Here is a 15,318-nt window from a genome sequence, read left to right on the forward strand (position 1 = left end):
ATCAGGTTGGGCCTGATTGTTACTAGGGGAATCCCTTAGGCGCGGGAACCTAACGTGCAAACCGAGGTCGCGCCGCAGAGAATGTAGCAGATGAAAATCACTGCGCCAGTAAAGCATGATGTTAATGTGACATCAATGCCCGTTCATGGCATTTTTGAGCGGGTCTGGCATGGCAATCAAGAACCGCCATTTGCCGCCGATAACCTCACATAGTGAATTCATCAGAACAAGCCCAGGAGTCATTGATGGCCGGCATTCTCGACACGGTAGACCAACGCACGCAACTGGTGGGTGAGAATCGCCTGGAAATTCTCATGTTTCGACTGGCCGGGCGTCAGTTGTTCGCGATCAACGTGTTCAAGGTTCAGGAGGTGCTGCAACTGCCGAAGCTGACCTTGATGCCCCAGCGTCACCCGTTTGTCTGCGGTGTGGTCAATCTGCGCGGGCAGACCTTGCCGGTGATCGATCTGTCGCAAGCGATCGGCATGCGCCCATTGGTGCCGGGGCCGAACAGCACGATCATCGTCACCGAGTACAACCGCTCGGTGCAGGCCTTCCTCGTCGGCGGTGTGGACCGCATCGTCAACATGAACTGGGAAGCCATTCTGCCGCCGCCAACCAGCGCCGGGCGTCAGCATTATCTGACCGCGATCAGCAAAGTCGATGATCAACTGGTGGAAATCATCGACGTCGAAAAAGTTCTCGCTGAAATCGTCCCGTACAACGCCAAGGTCTCGCGGGAAAAGCTCGAAGACCCGGTGCTGGAACGTGCCCGTGGCCGCGAAGTGCTGCTGGTGGACGACTCCAACGTCGCGCTCTCGCAATTGCGTGACACCCTCGGCCAGCTCGGCGTGAAAATGCACATCGCCAGCGATGGTCTGAAGGCGCTGAACATGCTCAAGGCCTGGGCCGATACCGGCGTCAACATGACCGACAAGCTGCTGATGATTTTCACCGATGCGGAAATGCCGGAAATGGATGGCTATCGCCTGACCACCGAAATTCGCAACGACCCGCGTCTGCGTGGCCTGTACGTGGTGCTGCATACTTCGTTGTCCGGCAGTTTCAACGATTCGATGGTGAAGAAGGTCGGTTGCGACAACTTCCTCTCCAAGTTCCAGCCGGACAAACTGGTCGACGTGGTTCGCCAGCGTCTGATGCTCGACGAAGTTCCGGCCTGATCATTACCCCCGCAAATCCTGTGAGTGCGAGCCTGCTCGCGATGGTGGAATCAACGTCGACATCTTTGTTGAACGGAACACCGCTTTCGCGAGCAGGCTCGCTCCCACAGTGGATTGGCGTTGCACAAAACTCTGGCTTTGATTCCTGATCAAGCTCGTATAGGGTGGCGTTTTTATCCTCCAGGGAGCTGGCCATGCTGCGTCTGAGCGCGCTTTATCGTTACCCGTTGAAATCCGGCAAAGTCGATGTGCTGCAAAACGTCGACCTCGACAAGCTGGGGCTTGATGGCGACCGACGCTGGATGCTCGTGGACGAAGCGAGCGGCCGCTTCCTGACCCAGCGCGCCGAAGCAAAGATGAGTCAGTTGTCGGCCCTGTGGAATGCGCAGGGCGGCCTGACTCTGAGCGCACCGCAACAGTCCTCCATCGACATCGCCTTGCCGGGCAACGATGCGGAACTGCGCGGCGTGACGATCTGGCGCGATACCTTGCGTGTGCCGGATGCCGGTGATGAAGCGGCCCGTTGGATCAGTGATTTCATCGGCAAACCGACCCGTCTGGTGCAGGTGCCGCTGGATCGCGCGCGCACCACGCAAGCGGGCTATGGCAACGATGATGATCAGGTCGCCTTCGCCGACGGATTTCCTCTGCTGTTGATCGGCGAAGCCTCCTTGCAGGATCTCTCGCAAAAGGTTGGCCGATCACTGGAGATGTTGCGCTTTCGGCCGAACCTGGTGATTGAGGGCAGCGAGGCCTATGCCGAAGACAGTTGGAAGCGCATTCGCATTGGCGACGTCGAGTTCCGCGTGGTCAAGCCATGCTCACGCTGCATCCTCACCACCATCGACCCGCACACCGGCGAGCGCAGTGCCGATCGTGAACCGCTGGCAACCCTGCAAAAATACCGCGCTGAAGCCGATGGCGCGATGTTCGGCCAGAACCTGGTGAATGACAGCAATGGTCGACTCGAGGTTGGCATGCCGGTGGAGATTCTCGAGTAATCCGCCACCGTAACGAAAAATGCCCGTGTCCTTGGACACTGGCATTTTTTTGGTGCAGTGAAACCGCTGTTTTAGCCGCGGTATTCGCACAGGTAAGCGGTATCGACCGTCACCTTCAACTGAAACTTGCTGTTGGCCGGAACGTTGAACTGGCTGCCGGCGGCGAAGGTTTCCCAGTCGCTGCTGTCAGGCAGTTTGACGGTCAGCGCGCCAGACACCACGTGCATGATTTCACGCTGAGCGGTGCCGAATTCGTATTCGCCCGGGGCCATGACGCCGATGGTCGCCGGACCTTCAGCGGTGCCAAAGGCGATCGACTTGACGGTGCCGTCGAAGTACTCGTTGACTTTAAACATGGGCGATTCCTCAAAAGGGGCTGAAAAAGGGAGGCGGCCAGTATGCACAAGGCGTTCAACGCCGTCACCTGCCCGGCGTCTGTCCAGTGAGTTCTCGAATTGACCCTAGAGTGGCAATACCAGTGGCAACAGTCGCGCGGTGTTGCGCGCATCCTCCAGCGCCCGATGCTGTTGACCGCTGAACTGCATGCCGGCCAATTGCAGTGCGCCGTTAAGGCCCAGCGGCCGTTCGAGGCGCCGAGCCTTGGCGAAGCGTTGTTTGAGGTTCATGTGCGGCACTTTGCTCAAGCCACTGTCGATCTGCAGACGCTGCCACTCCTGCAACAACTGCTTGCGGTCGTAATCACCCCAACTGGCCCAGCCTTCGAGACGTGATTGATGCTGCGCGAGCCAGCGTTCGAACGCCGCCCAGACTTCGGTCAGCACTTGCGCCGAGTCGATATTGGCCTGAGTGATGTGCGTGAGTTCACGACAAAAAGGCGTCAGCAACGGCCGTCGCGTCGGTTTGACGAAGCGCTGGAAGTGATCCTGCTCGCGCCCGGCGCGATCGACCAACGTGGCGCCGATCTCGATAATTTCCATTTCGGTGACCGGCCAGCCACCCTCGTCGGTTGTGGCTTCCAGATCTATGACCAGCCAGTGGGGCATCGCAGGGTTCCTGATTTCCGCGTTCTGATAACTCAGAGCGTAGTCAAAACCCGCATGGGTGTGTGGGCGACTACTCGACCTGCAACAGAACCTGACGATTTTTTACCTGATCGCCGACCTTGACCTGCACCCGCTTGAGCACGCCGTCGATGCCGGCCTTGAGCGGATGCTCCATTTTCATTGCCTCCAGTACCACCAGCAACTGACCTTTGCTGACCGGGCTGCCTTCGCTGACCAATACGTCGACGATGGCGCCGTCCATCGGTGCTTTCAAGGTGCCGGAACTGACGCTGGTCTGACTGTCGATCACGGCGTGAGTTCGATCCTCCAGGCGCAGACTGCCGGGATGGGTGAACAGCCAGAGCTGCTCGCCAACCTGGCGAAAGGCATGGCGCTGGCGCAGACCGTCGATTTCCGCTGTCAGCGAATGTGCGTCGTGATCGATGATTCTCAACTCGATCGAGTGTTCGGCGACCTGCACCTTGAACGCACCTTGCGGCTTGGCGAGCAGTTGCACTGTCCAGTTCTGTTCGTCGCGGCCAAGGCGATAATGCAGTGGCACACTGGCGTTGTTGCGCCAGCCGGAAAGTGGCGCGCGATGGGTGAGGGCGGTGGTTTGATAGAACAGCACTGTGGCGATCGCCAGGTCTTCGACACTTGGCGAGTAACGGTGCAGGTTCGGATGCTCGCTGAAATGCTGTGCAATGAACGCGGTACTGAATTCAGCGCTGATGAACTGCGGATGCTGCAACAGGCTGGCGAGCAGGCGCTGATTACTTTGCATGCCCAATAAAACCGTGTCCTGTACCGCGCGCAACAGTTTGCGCCGGGCCTCTTCGCGGGTCGCGCCAAAGGCGATCAGTTTACCCAGCATCGGGTCATAGAACGGGCTGACCGTTTGCCCTTCGAACAAACCGTGATCGATGCGCACACCTTGCTGCAGCGCCGGCTCCCAGGCTTCGATACGGCCGGTTTGTGGCAGGAAGTCTTGCGCGGGATCTTCGGCATAGAGCCGCACTTCCATTGCATGCCCGTTGAGCTGAACCTGATCCTGAGTCAGCGTCAGTGGCTGCCCCTCGGCAACCCGCAATTGCAACGCCACCAGATCCAGTCCGGTGATCAATTCAGTCACCGGATGCTCGACTTGCAGGCGTGTATTCATCTCCAGAAAGTAGAATTGTCCGCGCGCATCGAGCAAGAACTCCACCGTGCCGGCACCGACGTAATTCACCGAACGGCCGGCCTTGAGCGCTGCTTCACCCATGGCTTGGCGCAGCTCGGCGGTCATCACCGGGCAAGGTGCCTCTTCGATGACTTTCTGGTGGCGACGCTGGATCGAACAGTCGCGTTCACCAAGGTAGATCAGGTTGCCGTGTTGGTCGCCGAACAGTTGCACTTCGACGTGCCGTGGTTCGAGCAACGCTTGTTCGAGGATCAATTCGTCGCTGCCGAAACCGTTCAATGCTTCGGAGCGTGCGGTACGCAGTTGCGCCGGCAGATCAGCGGCATCGTGCACCAGACGCATGCCGCGTCCGCCGCCGCCGGCGCTGGCCTTGATCATCAGTGGATAACCGATGCGTTCGGCCTCGCGCAGCAACGTTGCATCGTCCTGTTCAGCCCCCTGATAACCGGCGATGCACGGCACGCCAGCTTCGAGCATGGCGATTTTTGACTGGCGTTTGCTGCCCATCAATTCGATGGCTGCGACGCTGGGGCCGATGAAGATCAGCCCGGCTTGCTCGCAGGCGCGGGCGAATTCGGCATTTTCCGAGAGAAAGCCGTAGCCGGGGTGGATGGCGTCGGCGCCGCTGCGGCGGGCAGCGTCGAGGATCGCCGCGATGTTCAGGTAGGACTGCTGCACGGGGGCCGGACCGATGTTTACCGCTTGATCGGCCATTTTTACGTGTAGGGCATCGGCGTCGGCGTCGCTGAAAACGGCGACGGTGCGGTAGCCGAGGGCTTGGGCGGTGCGCTGAATGCGGCAAGCGATTTCACCGCGGTTGGCGATCAGGATTTTGTGGATGGCGGGCATGGGCTATTTCCTCGGAGGTTGCGTCGCAGGTGCTGGCCTCTTCGCGAGCAAGCTCGCTCCCACAGGGGATTTATGAGCGATCAAGATCCAATGTGGGAGCGAGCTTGCTCGCGAAGCTTTTAAGAGGCCCATCGAGGTTTCCGCTTTTGCACAAAAGCCATGGTTCCCTCCACACCTTCGTCGCCCGTCACCGCTTCGCTGAACCACTGCGCGGCCTCGTCCAGCAATTCGCTGGACGGCTGCCCGGCACTCGCCAACAACAATTTCTTGGTCATCGCATTCGCCTCCGGCGCACAACACAGCACATGCTGCAGCACCTCATCCAGGCGCTCGGCCAGCGCCTGCGGATCCTGCTCGACAAAGTGCACCAGCCCCAGACGCCGTGCCTGATGCCCGTCAAAACGCGCAGCCGTCAGCGCCAATCGACGGGTTTCAGTCAGACCGATGCGCTGCACCACAAACGGTGCGATCTGCGCCGGCAGTAAACCGAGGCTGGTTTCCGGCAGACCGAATTGCGCCTGATGATCGGCAATCGCGATATCGCTGACACATGCCAGACCGAAACCGCCGCCGAGTACCGCGCCTTGCAGTACCGTGATCAGCACTTGCGGCGCGTGCTGTGCCTCCTCCAGCAGGGCGCCGAACGCGCGATTCAAATCGCGGTAAGCCTCGGAACCCTGAGCACGAGCGCTGGCCATGTCCTTGATGTCTCCGCCGGCACAAAAATGCCCGCCGCTGCCGCTGAGCACCAACGCCCGAACCGCACGCTCATCGCGCACGGCCGCCAGCACCGCGCGCAGTTCGCTGACCATCTGCAGGCTCATCGCATTGCGACTGTCCGGCCGATGGAGGGTGATGTGCAGCACACCGCCATGCAGTTCCAGCAGCAGCGTCTGGCATTGCGGCAGGCTGTTCATTTCTTTTTCCCCGGCAGGATGCCCATCAGTTTGCAGATGATCCCCAGCATGATTTCGTCAGCACCACCACCAATCGACACCAGGCGCACATCGCGATAGGCGCGGGCTACCGGGTTGTCCCACATGAAACCCATGCCGCCCCAATATTGCAGGCAGCTGTCGCTGACTTCGCGGCCGAGGCGCCCGGCCTTGAGCTTGGCCATCGACGCCAGTCGCGTAACGTCCTGGCCTTTCACGTACTGCTCGGTGGCCTGATAAACCAGTGCGCGCAAGCATTCGATTTCGGTCTGCAATTCGGCGAGGCGGAAGTGGATCACCTGGTTGTCGATCAGTGCATTGCCGAAGGTCTTGCGCTCCTTGCAGTACTCGATGGTGCTGTCGACGCAGTATTCGAGACCTTTGATCATGTTCGCCGCACCGAACAGGCGTTCTTCCTGAAACTGCAGCATCTGCATCATGAACCCGGCGCCTTCATGGCCGATGCGGTTGCGCTGCGGCACGCGCACGTTGTCGAAAAACACCTGGGCGGTTTCCGAACTGCGCATGCCGAGCTTGTCCAGATGTGAACTGAGGCTGATCCCTGGTGTGTTCATCGGCACCATGATCAGCGATTTGTTGATGTGCGGTTTGTCGTCCGAGGTATTGGCCAGCAGGCAGATGAAGTCAGCACTCGGCGAGTTGGTGATCCACATCTTGCTGCCATTGATCACATAGTCGTCGCCGTCCTTGCGCGCGGTGGTTTTCAGTCCGGCAACATCGGAACCGGCGCCGACTTCGGATACACCGATGCAGCCGACCTGCTCGCCAGTGATTGCCGGACGCAGGAACTCTTCACGCAATTCATCGGAACCGAAGCGGGCGAGGGCGGGGGTGCACATGTCGGTCTGCACGCCGATCGACATCGGAATGCCGCCGCAATGAATGGTGCCAAACTCTTCGGCGGCGACAATCGAATAGCTGTAGTCGAGGCCCATGCCGCCGAATTTTTCCGGTTTGGAAATACCCAGCAAACCGAGGTCGCCGGCCTTGCGGAAAATCTCGTGGATGGGAAAGCGGCCGGCCTTTTCCCATTCTTCGACGTGCGGATTGATCTCGTGCTCGACGAACTGGCGGACGGTGCGGCGCAGGGCTTCGTGTTCCGGGGTGAAGATCATTGTTCTTGTTCTCCGTAGAATCCGTGGCGGTCAGAAGCGGCTGACGCCGAAGCTGTTGTGTTGCAGCGTGCGAATCTCGGCTTCGTGGCAGATGTCCAGCAGATAGCCGAGCAGGGTGCGCGTGTCGCGCGGATCGATCAGCCCGTCGTCCCACAGGTTGGCGCTGCCGTAGAGCGCGGTGGACTGGCTGTCGAGTTTCTGCGCGGTGACCTGTTCGAGCATGTCGAGCATCTTCGGGTCCGGCGTCAGGCCGTCCTTGAGCTGCTTGGCTTCGGTGACGATGCGCAAGACTTTGCCCGCCTGGGCGCCGCCCATCACCGCCGTGCGACTGTTCGGCCAGGCAAAGATAAAGCGCGGATCGAGGCCGCGTCCGCACATCGCATAGTTGCCAGCGCCGTAGGAACCGCCGACGACCATCGTCAGTTTAGGCACCCGCGCATTGGCCACCGCTTGAATCAGTTTCGAGCCGTGTTTGATCACGCCTTGCTGTTCCGATTCGGTGCCGACCATGAAGCCGGTGGTGTTGTGGAAGAACAGCAGTGGCGTCTGGCTCTGATCGCACAACTGGATGAACTGCGCAGCCTTGCTTGCTCCGTTCGGGGTGATCGGGCCGTTGTTGCCGATAAAGCCGCAGGCACGGCCCTGAATTTTCAATTGGCCGCAGACGGTCTGCTGATCGAACTCGCCTTTGAACTCGACGAAGTTCGATTCGTCGGCAATGCGCGCGATGATTTCGCGCACGTCATAGGGCTTTTTCGGATCGTCCGGAATCAGCCCGAGCAATTCATCGATGGGGTAGAGCGGTTCTTTGTATTGCGGCTCCGGCAACCACGGCAGTTGCTCGTTCCACGGCAGCATACGCAGAATGTCGCGGACCTGACGCACGCCGTCGGCATCGTTTTCCGCGAGGTATTCGGCGGTCCCCGCGACCTGCGCATGCATCTCGGCGCCACCGAGTTCTTCATCGGTGGCGACTTCGCCGGTGGCGGCTTTGAGCAGTGGCGGACCAGCGAGAAACAGCTTGGCCTTGCCGCGTACGACCACCACGTAATCCGACAGCCCCGGCTGATAAGCGCCGCCCGCCGTGGCCGAGCCGTGCACCACGGTGATCTGTGGCAAACCCATGGCGGACATTCGCGCCTGGTTGGCAAAACTGCGCGCGCCTTCGACGAAAATCTCGGCGGCGTAGTTGAGGTTGGCGCCACCGCTTTCGGCGAGGGTGATCACCGGGAGTTTGTTTTCCTGAGCGATCTGTTGCAGGCGCAGGGATTTTTTCAAACCGCTTGGCGAGATCGTGCCGCCCTTGATCGCGCTGTTGTTCGCCACCACCATCGCGCGGATGCCGCAGACATAACCAATGCCGGCGATCAATCCGCCACCGGCTGAGCTGCCGTCTTTGTCATCGTGCAATTTGTAGCCGGCGAGGCTGGCCAGTTCGAGAAACGGCGCACCGGGATCCAGCAGCAGGTTCAGGCGTTCGCGCGGCAGCAATTGCCCGCGCTTGTCGAACTTCTCCTTCGCTTGGGCTGCTTTATTCAGCAGGTTTTGTTCGAGCTGTTGCACTTGCTCAATGGCCGCGAGCATTGCCGAACGATTGCGGGCGAAGGCTTCACTGTGAGGGTCGAGTTGAGACTGGATCTGCGCCATGACCTACTCCTTGTCCTTCAGGACATCTGGCAGGTAGGCCCGGTGAAAACCATTGAACGACTCGCTGTGAGTCGCCTTGTGCAACGGCCATGCACGGCTGCCAAGGCTGGCCGCACCGTCAATCTTCAACGTGCTGCCGCTGATGAAAGCTGCTGCCGGGCTAAGTAGAAATACAATCGCCGCGCTGACTTCCGATTCGGTGCCGATGCGCTTGAGCGGCACATGTTCGCGCAGGGTTGGAATCACCGCTTTGAACGCGCCTTCATAGGTGTCCATGCCGCTGGAGGCGATCCAGCCCGGCGCGACCGCGTTGACCCGCACTCTGGCATAGCCCCATTCAAACGCGGCAGTCTTGGTGAAGTTGTCCATGCCCGAACGCGCCGCGCCCGAGTGGCCCATGCCGGGCATGCCGCCCCACATGTCGGCAAGCATGTTGACGATGTTGCCGCCGTGTTTGCTCATCGACTGGTTGAACACTTCCCGGGCCATCAGGAAACCGCCGATGAGGTTGGTGCGCAGCACGGTTTCGAAGCCTTTCTGATTGATCGAAGCCAGCGGCGACGGGTATTGGCCGCCGGCATTGTTGACCAGACCATGAATCGGCCCGTGCTCGGCGATCAGCTCTTTGACCAATTGCTTCACCGCTTCTTCATCGCGGATATCGCAGGCCTGCCAGTGGGCACGGCCACCGTCCTCGGCGATTTCAGCGGCGACCTTTTCCAGCTTTTCCGGCTTGCGCCCGACCAGCAGCACATTGGCGCCGAGGGCTGCCAGTTCATGGGCGGTGCAGCGGCCGATACCGCTGCCGCCACCGGTAACGATGATGGTCTGGCCGCTGAACAGATCGGCGTGGAAAATCGACGCGTAAGCCATGCAAACCATCCTCTAGTCGAGCTGTTTGGCGATGCTCTGCGGCACCGGGATCTGGATTTCCAAAAGTTGCTGGGCGAAGGCTTTGCCTTGCGGGTCGATGCGCAGGCTGGCCACGCCACCGCCGCCGAGGGCGTTTTCCAATAGAAAATTCAGGCTGTGGGTGCCCGGCAGATACCAGCGCTCGACCCGGCCGTGGATCGGATCGAGTACATGGCTCATCCAGTCGACGATCACGGCCGGGGTCAGCGCTTCGGCGATCCATGGCAGGTATTCGGGTTGGCGCGGCAACACGCCGATGTTGCTGTGATTGCCTTTGTCTCCGGAGCGCGCCACGGCCAGTTTTACCAGCGCGACGCTGGCATCGGCGCGACCTTGGGGTTTGGCTGGCTGGTGGGCAATCGGCAAATCGTCACTGTCGAGTGCGACCAGTGAGGGCAGGGGGCAAGGATGACTTTTACCGGCCATGTCGATTTGCAGGGTGCAGGCACTTTTATCGATCAGGAACGAGAACAGCCGAATCAGCGGATACACCGTGGGCCGCCCGCCGACGATACCGGTCAACCCCGGCGCCATACCGGTCGCGGCCTGGGCAATTTCCCGGGAAAACAGGATCAATGCCTGTTTGTTCGGGTGACGCACGGCGAGTTTGATCACCACTTCACGGCTGTCGTGACGCTGACCGTGGGGGCCATAGGTGGCCTCGCTGCCGAGCAGTTCGATGTCGGTTTCGCTGTAGGGCGCCCAGCCACGCTGGCTGAACATCTCCGCCGTTTTGGCGATGATCGCCTGGCTGACACGCCGTGCCTTGTCCACCGCATCAATGCCGGCAATCAGACAACTGGCGGTGCAGCGAAAACCGTCCGGGTAAGTGGCGCTGACCTTGTATTTGTCGCTCGGCGGCAGACCTTTGGCGCCGTGCACGTGCACCACGTTTTTGCCTTGCTGCTGAAGTTTGACCTCGCTGAAATCGCAAACCACGTCGGGCAACAGATAAGCCTGAGGATCACCGATTTCGTACAGCATTTGCTCGCCAACGGTCAGCGGCGTGACCAGTCCGCCGGAGCCTTCAGGCTTGCTGACGATAAATTGGCCGTCGACGCTGACTTCCACGATCGGAAAGCCGATGTGTTCGTAGTCCGGCACCTCGCGCCAATCGGTGAAATTGCCGCCGGTGCATTGCGCGCCGCATTCGATGATGTGCCCGGCCAGCGCGGCCTGGGCGAGTTTGTCGTAGTCGTGCCACGACCAGCCGAATTCGTGCACCAGGGCGGCACTGACCACGGCGCTGTCGACCACGCGACCGGTGATGACAATGTCGGCGCCCAGGCGCAAGGCCTCGACAATGCCCGGTGCGCCAAGGTAGGCGTTGGTCGACACACACATCGGTGGCAGCGGGGCGCCGCTGAACATTTCGCTGATGGCGCTTAACTGTTTGAGTTGTGGTTGCAGGTCATCGCCCAGTAACACGGCGATTTTCAGCGCAATGCCGGCCTTGTCGCACGCCGCTTGCAGAGCGGCGGCGCAGGCTTGCGGATTGACTCCGCCGGCGTTGCTGATCACGCGGATGTTCTGCTCGGCCAATTGCGGTAGCAGGGGCGTGAGGATTTCGATGAAGTCACTGGCGAAGCCCGCCTGCGGGTCCTTCATGCGTGCGCCGGCCATGATCGACATGGTGATCTCGGCGAGGTAGTCGAACACCAGATAGTCCAGTTCGCCGCCTTCCACCAACTGCGCGGCGGCGGTGGACGTATCTCCCCAGAATGCACTGGCGCATCCGATGCGAACGGTGGTGGGCATTTTTATCTCCGACTCAGCAACCTGCGACAGAAGTGTCTGGAGGCTACCAAGCAAGCGCTTGGTTTGTAAACAGTTGAAACTATCTTCTGCCCAAGCGCTTGCTTGGTTGCCGCTGGCGGCTTAAATTGCGCGCAACCCTGCGGTTTCAGGGGGCAACAGACTGATCGACTGTAGGAGAGAACGGGTGGACGAGCAAAAAGCCCTGAGGGTCATGCGTGATTTGGTCGACGAAGGCCAGTTGACTGACCCCGACAGCGCCCGTGGCAAATTGCTGCAAGTGGCGGCTCACCTGTTTCGCAACAAAGGCTACGAGCGCACCACGGTGCGCGATCTGGCCGGCGCCGTCGGCATCCAGTCCGGGAGCATTTTTCATCACTTCAAAAGCAAGGATGAAATCCTCCGCGCGGTGATGGAAGAAACCATCCGCTACAACACGGCACTGATGCGCGCGGCGCTGGCCGACGCCGCTGACGTGCGCGAGCGCGTGCTGGCACTGATTCGCTGCGAATTGCAGTCGATCATGGGCGGCAGCGGTGAAGCCATGGCGGTGTTGGTCTATGAGTGGCGTTCGCTGTCCGAAGAGGGGCAGGCCCAAGTGCTGGCGCTGCGCGATGTTTACGAAGAGATCTGGCTGCAAGTGCTGGGTGAGGCCAAGGACGCCGGATTTATCCGTGGCGATGTATTTATTACTCGACGTTTCCTCACTGGCGCACTGTCATGGACGACCACATGGTTCCGTGCCGGCGGCAGTTTGAGCCTTGATCAACTGGCCGACGAGGCGTTGATTCTGGTCCTCGAAGAACGTTGAAGCACTTTCTATCCAGCCGGGAAACTGGCTAACTGGGCGAAACCGCCTAGCTTGAATGCATTGGTCGGTATTTTTTCGGGGAGTGGGGTGTTTTGAAGTCTTTGCCAATTCGGACGGCCGCGGGGTTGATGCTCGCAGCGCTGGCTGCATTCTGGGTATTGCCCGCTCAGGCAGCGCAATTGGTTCGGGTCGGCGCGGCGCATTTTCCGCCTTACACCATTCGCCCGGAAAGCGGTGCCGACACCGGCCTCTTGCCGCAACTGGTCGAGGCCCTCAATCGCCTGCAAAGCGACTATCAGTTCGTCCTTGTGCCCACTTCGATCCCCCGGCGTTTCGGCGACTTCAAGCAAGGCCGGATCGACATGGCGATTTTCGAGAATCCCGATTGGGGCTGGAAAGACATCCCGCACACCGACGTCGACATGGGTCTTGAAGACGCGGAAATTTTCGTCGCGCAACGCGAAGACGGTCGTCAGCAGAACTACTTTGCCGACCTCACCGGCAAGCGCCTGGCGCTGTTCAGCGGTTATCACTATGAATTCGCCAACTTCAACGCCGACCCCAAGTATCTGGCTCAGAATTACGACGCCACGCTGACCTATTCCCACGACAGCAATCTGCTGATGGTCCTGCGTTCGCGAGCGGATATCGCCCTGGTGACGCGTTCCTATCTGTTCGATTACCTGCTGCGTAACGAAAAGGTGCGCGATGAGTTGCTGGTCTCGCAGCGCATCGATCAGGTCTATCACCACTACGCGATTCTTCGCCCGACGGCGCCGATCAGCGGCGCAGCGTTTGGCAAGCTGCTGCAAGGGCTGCGCGACAATGGTGAAATGCTGAAAATATTCGATCCGTACAAGATTGCGGTGGTGCCGGTGCCTCATCACTGAGGCGCTGATTTCTCGGTAAAGCCTAAATTTCCTTTCTCGGCTCACGTCCCATCGTTGAACTGTCGACGATTATCGTGAGCCCGACCCATGTCCAATCTGAATGAACTGACTGCCCTGGCCTTGCCTTCGGGCAGTCAACTGATCGCTGATGCCACTGAAAGCCGTCTGAGCCTGAGCCTGGACGGGCAACCGCTGATTCGCTTGCGCCTTGATCGGGAGGCCAAGGGGTCGATCCAGCTCGATGAGCGCTTTGCACTGCCACCCGGGCAGGCGTTGTGGGCAGCCTGTTACTGGCTGTTCGCGCGGGATCCGGCATGCCAGCAATTGACCTGGCAACTGGATCAGCCGCCGACCGAAGCCTTGCGCAGTGGCTTGCTGGTGAGCACCGAAGTGGCTGGCGAATATCGCTGCGAACGCACGCTGTTCTGGCAGCTGCCGCAACCGTGGCTTGGCACCTCGTTGGCCGGCAGCTATCCACAGCAAATGGTCATCAGCCAAGGCAAGCGTCATCCGCTACGCCCGGTGAAGCCGCGCGGAGAGGTCTATCGGCGTTTCGATGCGCGTCTGGGTGCGTGGATTTCCCTGCGCACCGTCGAAATCGAAGAAGACCTGCCGCGCTTCAACCGCTGGCAGAACAGCCCGCGCGTGGCCAGTTTCTGGCAGGAAGAGGGCAGTCTCGAGAAGCACCGCGAATACCTGAGCAAGCTCGATGCCGACCCGCACACGCTGACCTTGATCGGCTGCTTCGATGATCAGCCGTTCGCCTATTTCGAAGCCTACTGGGCCAAGGAAGATCGCATTGCGCCGTTCTACGATGCCGACAATTACGATCGTGGCATTCACATGCTGGTCGGCGAGGAAGATCATCGCGGCCCGCACAAAGTGGCGAGCTGGTTATCGGCGCTGGTGCATTACCTGTTTCTGGATGATCCGCGCACGCAACGCGTAGTTGCCGAACCTCGCGCCGACAACGCGAAGATGATCGGCCATATGCAGAATCAGTGCTTTCACTGTGAGAAAGAGTTCGACTTTCCGCACAAGCGCGCGGCGCTGATGATTCTGGGGCGTGAGCGGTTTTTTGATCGGTGCAGGTTGGCCTGAGGTCGCAGGGCTTGAGATCTATGGCGGATTCAAGTCCGCCTTCGCGAGCAAGCTCGCTCCCACATTGGATCTGTGTACGCAGAACCCATGTGGGAGCGAGCTTGCTCGCGAATGGCTTGACGCCGAATTCAGATCTTAGCGACGACCCGCAATCACCGCATCCCGACGACTGCCCGAGACCTTGCGGCAGTGCACCAGTGCATCACGGATCATGAAGTTGACCAGGGTCGGCGACACGCCGAGTTCCTTGGCGATGTCCTTTTGCGGCACGCCGTGCAGGCGGTACATCTCGAACGCATAACGGGTGCGGCCAGGCAGCTCGGTCAGTGCGTCGGCGATGTTTTCCAGGGTCGAAAAGTTGATGTGCGAGGTTTCCGGCGAAGCACCTTGAATAACCACGTTCAGCCCTTCCTCTTCAGGGCCGGAGTACTTCTGCTCAAGCGCCTGCTTGCGGTAGTGATCGATGGCGAGGTTGCGCACGATCTGGAACAGATAGCTCAGTTGCGCTTTGATCGACGACGTGATCGGTGGCGCCGATTGCAATCGGAAAAACGCATCCTGCACCACATCTTCGGCGCGTGACCGGCAGCCGGTAATGCGGGCTGCAATCTTGACCAGAATCAGTCGATTGTCGACGAATGCCTGAAGTAGCGGTGAATCGCACTTGCTTGTGGATACTTGTTCCGTCATGGAAATCACCTTGCTGCCAAATAGGTTAGTGGGACGCCTTCGGGGACGGGGCCGTCCTACACATCGAGCGACAAATTATGTTGAATGATAATGATTGTCAATTGAGAAAGAAAATTAATGATCCAAATCGGTGCAATGTGAGAACTGCGACACGCCGCCACACCCCAGCCCCGTTGGCGATCCAGCCTGCCGACTAATTATTTCAAGACGTCATCCGTTCTCA

The 15,318-nt window shown here is 59.8% G+C and carries 14 protein-coding genes; 5 read left to right on the forward strand and 9 right to left on the reverse strand.

The window, feature by feature from the left end; translation table 11 throughout:
• Positions 1 to 245: 245 nt before the first annotated feature.
• Positions 246 to 1,181 carry a chemotaxis protein CheV gene (locus tag L8H52_RS05845; protein ID WP_007908676.1) on the forward strand — a complete coding sequence of 312 codons (936 nt, stop codon included), beginning with the start codon at positions 246 to 248 and terminating at the stop codon, positions 1,179 to 1,181.
• 194 nt (positions 1,182 to 1,375) lie between these two features.
• Positions 1,376 to 2,182: an MOSC domain-containing protein gene (locus L8H52_RS05850; RefSeq protein WP_242205621.1), complete on the forward strand. Its 807-nt coding sequence runs from the start codon at positions 1,376 to 1,378 to the stop codon at positions 2,180 to 2,182.
• A gap of 71 nt (positions 2,183 to 2,253) precedes the next feature.
• On the opposite strand, the gene L8H52_RS05855 is transcribed toward L8H52_RS05850, so the two are convergent.
• From L8H52_RS05855 to L8H52_RS05890, 8 genes are all read right to left on the reverse strand, one after another.
• A complete protein-coding gene (locus L8H52_RS05855) occupies positions 2,254 to 2,538 on the reverse strand; it encodes a pyrimidine/purine nucleoside phosphorylase (RefSeq protein ID WP_105227574.1) in 285 nt (94 codons plus the stop codon).
• Between the two features lie 105 nt (positions 2,539 to 2,643).
• Positions 2,644 to 3,186 carry an exonuclease domain-containing protein gene (locus tag L8H52_RS05860; protein ID WP_242205619.1) on the reverse strand — a complete coding sequence of 181 codons (543 nt, stop codon included), beginning with the start codon at positions 3,184 to 3,186 and terminating at the stop codon, positions 2,644 to 2,646.
• A gap of 70 nt (positions 3,187 to 3,256) precedes the next feature.
• Entirely contained in the window at positions 3,257 to 5,218 is a 1,962-nt protein-coding gene (locus tag L8H52_RS05865; RefSeq protein WP_242205617.1) for an acetyl/propionyl/methylcrotonyl-CoA carboxylase subunit alpha, read from the reverse strand.
• A gap of 119 nt (positions 5,219 to 5,337) precedes the next feature.
• The gene (locus L8H52_RS05870) at positions 5,338 to 6,135 is read right to left on the reverse strand and encodes an enoyl-CoA hydratase-related protein (protein WP_242205615.1); all 798 of its coding nucleotides are present in this window, start codon (positions 6,133 to 6,135) and stop codon (positions 5,338 to 5,340) included.
• The gene (gene atuD, locus L8H52_RS05875; protein ID WP_108562891.1) at positions 6,132 to 7,289 is read right to left on the reverse strand and encodes a citronellyl-CoA dehydrogenase; all 1,158 of its coding nucleotides are present in this window, start codon (positions 7,287 to 7,289) and stop codon (positions 6,132 to 6,134) included. Before atuD ends, L8H52_RS05870 begins: the two co-directional genes overlap by 4 nt.
• A gap of 30 nt (positions 7,290 to 7,319) precedes the next feature.
• Entirely contained in the window at positions 7,320 to 8,936 is a 1,617-nt protein-coding gene (atuC, locus tag L8H52_RS05880; protein WP_242205613.1) for an acyl-CoA carboxylase subunit beta, read from the reverse strand.
• Between the two features lie 3 nt (positions 8,937 to 8,939).
• Entirely contained in the window at positions 8,940 to 9,809 is an 870-nt protein-coding gene (locus L8H52_RS05885; protein WP_242205611.1) for an SDR family oxidoreductase, read from the reverse strand.
• 12 nt (positions 9,810 to 9,821) lie between these two features.
• Positions 9,822 to 11,606 (reverse strand): acyclic terpene utilization AtuA family protein, encoded by a 1,785-nt coding sequence (locus tag L8H52_RS05890; protein WP_242205609.1) that lies wholly within the window; start codon positions 11,604 to 11,606, stop codon positions 9,822 to 9,824.
• A gap of 184 nt (positions 11,607 to 11,790) precedes the next feature.
• Here L8H52_RS05890 and L8H52_RS05895 point away from each other — a divergent pair, with 184 nt between their 5' ends.
• From L8H52_RS05895 to L8H52_RS05905, 3 genes are all read left to right on the forward strand, one after another.
• Positions 11,791 to 12,414: a TetR/AcrR family transcriptional regulator gene (locus L8H52_RS05895; protein WP_242205606.1), complete on the forward strand. Its 624-nt coding sequence runs from the start codon at positions 11,791 to 11,793 to the stop codon at positions 12,412 to 12,414.
• Positions 12,415 to 12,506: 92 nt separating this feature from the next.
• The gene (locus tag L8H52_RS05900) at positions 12,507 to 13,304 is read left to right on the forward strand and encodes a transporter substrate-binding domain-containing protein (RefSeq protein ID WP_242205604.1); all 798 of its coding nucleotides are present in this window, start codon (positions 12,507 to 12,509) and stop codon (positions 13,302 to 13,304) included.
• 87 nt (positions 13,305 to 13,391) lie between these two features.
• Positions 13,392 to 14,405 carry a GNAT family N-acetyltransferase gene (locus L8H52_RS05905; protein WP_242205602.1) on the forward strand — a complete coding sequence of 338 codons (1,014 nt, stop codon included), beginning with the start codon at positions 13,392 to 13,394 and terminating at the stop codon, positions 14,403 to 14,405.
• A gap of 135 nt (positions 14,406 to 14,540) precedes the next feature.
• Here the strand turns inward: L8H52_RS05905 and L8H52_RS05910 are convergent, their stop codons facing one another.
• Complete coding sequence (locus L8H52_RS05910; protein ID WP_242205600.1) at positions 14,541 to 15,095, reverse strand: RNA polymerase factor sigma-70; 555 nt, start codon at positions 15,093 to 15,095, stop codon at positions 14,541 to 14,543.
• Positions 15,096 to 15,318: the final 223 nt, after the last annotated feature.

This window comes from Pseudomonas sp. CROZ-RG-20F-R04-15, assembly GCF_022662375.1.
GTDB lineage: Bacteria > Pseudomonadota > Gammaproteobacteria > Pseudomonadales > Pseudomonadaceae > Aquipseudomonas.

Bases quoted from the DNA above. Each gene is read 5' to 3' on its own strand.
- L8H52_RS05865 (WP_242205617.1), bottom strand. From the start codon at position 5,218: ATGCCCGCCATCCACAAAATCCTGATCGCCAACCGCGGTGAAATCGCT.
- L8H52_RS05870 (WP_242205615.1), bottom strand. From the start codon at position 6,135: ATGAACAGCCTGCCGCAATGCCAGACGCTGCTGCTGGAACTGCATGGC.
- L8H52_RS05885 (WP_242205611.1), bottom strand. From the start codon at position 9,809: ATGGCTTACGCGTCGATTTTCCACGCCGATCTGTTCAGCGGCCAGACC.
- L8H52_RS05910 (WP_242205600.1), bottom strand. From the start codon at position 15,095: ATGACGGAACAAGTATCCACAAGCAAGTGCGATTCACCGCTACTTCAG.
- atuD (WP_108562891.1), bottom strand. From the start codon at position 7,289: ATGATCTTCACCCCGGAACACGAAGCCCTGCGCCGCACCGTCCGCCAG.
- L8H52_RS05855 (WP_105227574.1), bottom strand. From the start codon at position 2,538: ATGTTTAAAGTCAACGAGTACTTCGACGGCACCGTCAAGTCGATCGCC.
- L8H52_RS05905 (WP_242205602.1), top strand. From the start codon at position 13,392: ATGTCCAATCTGAATGAACTGACTGCCCTGGCCTTGCCTTCGGGCAGT.
- L8H52_RS05890 (WP_242205609.1), bottom strand. From the start codon at position 11,606: ATGCCCACCACCGTTCGCATCGGATGCGCCAGTGCATTCTGGGGAGAT.
- L8H52_RS05845 (WP_007908676.1), top strand. From the start codon at position 246: ATGGCCGGCATTCTCGACACGGTAGACCAACGCACGCAACTGGTGGGT.
- atuC (WP_242205613.1), bottom strand. From the start codon at position 8,936: ATGGCGCAGATCCAGTCTCAACTCGACCCTCACAGTGAAGCCTTCGCC.
- L8H52_RS05850 (WP_242205621.1), top strand. From the start codon at position 1,376: ATGCTGCGTCTGAGCGCGCTTTATCGTTACCCGTTGAAATCCGGCAAA.
- L8H52_RS05860 (WP_242205619.1), bottom strand. From the start codon at position 3,186: ATGCCCCACTGGCTGGTCATAGATCTGGAAGCCACAACCGACGAGGGT.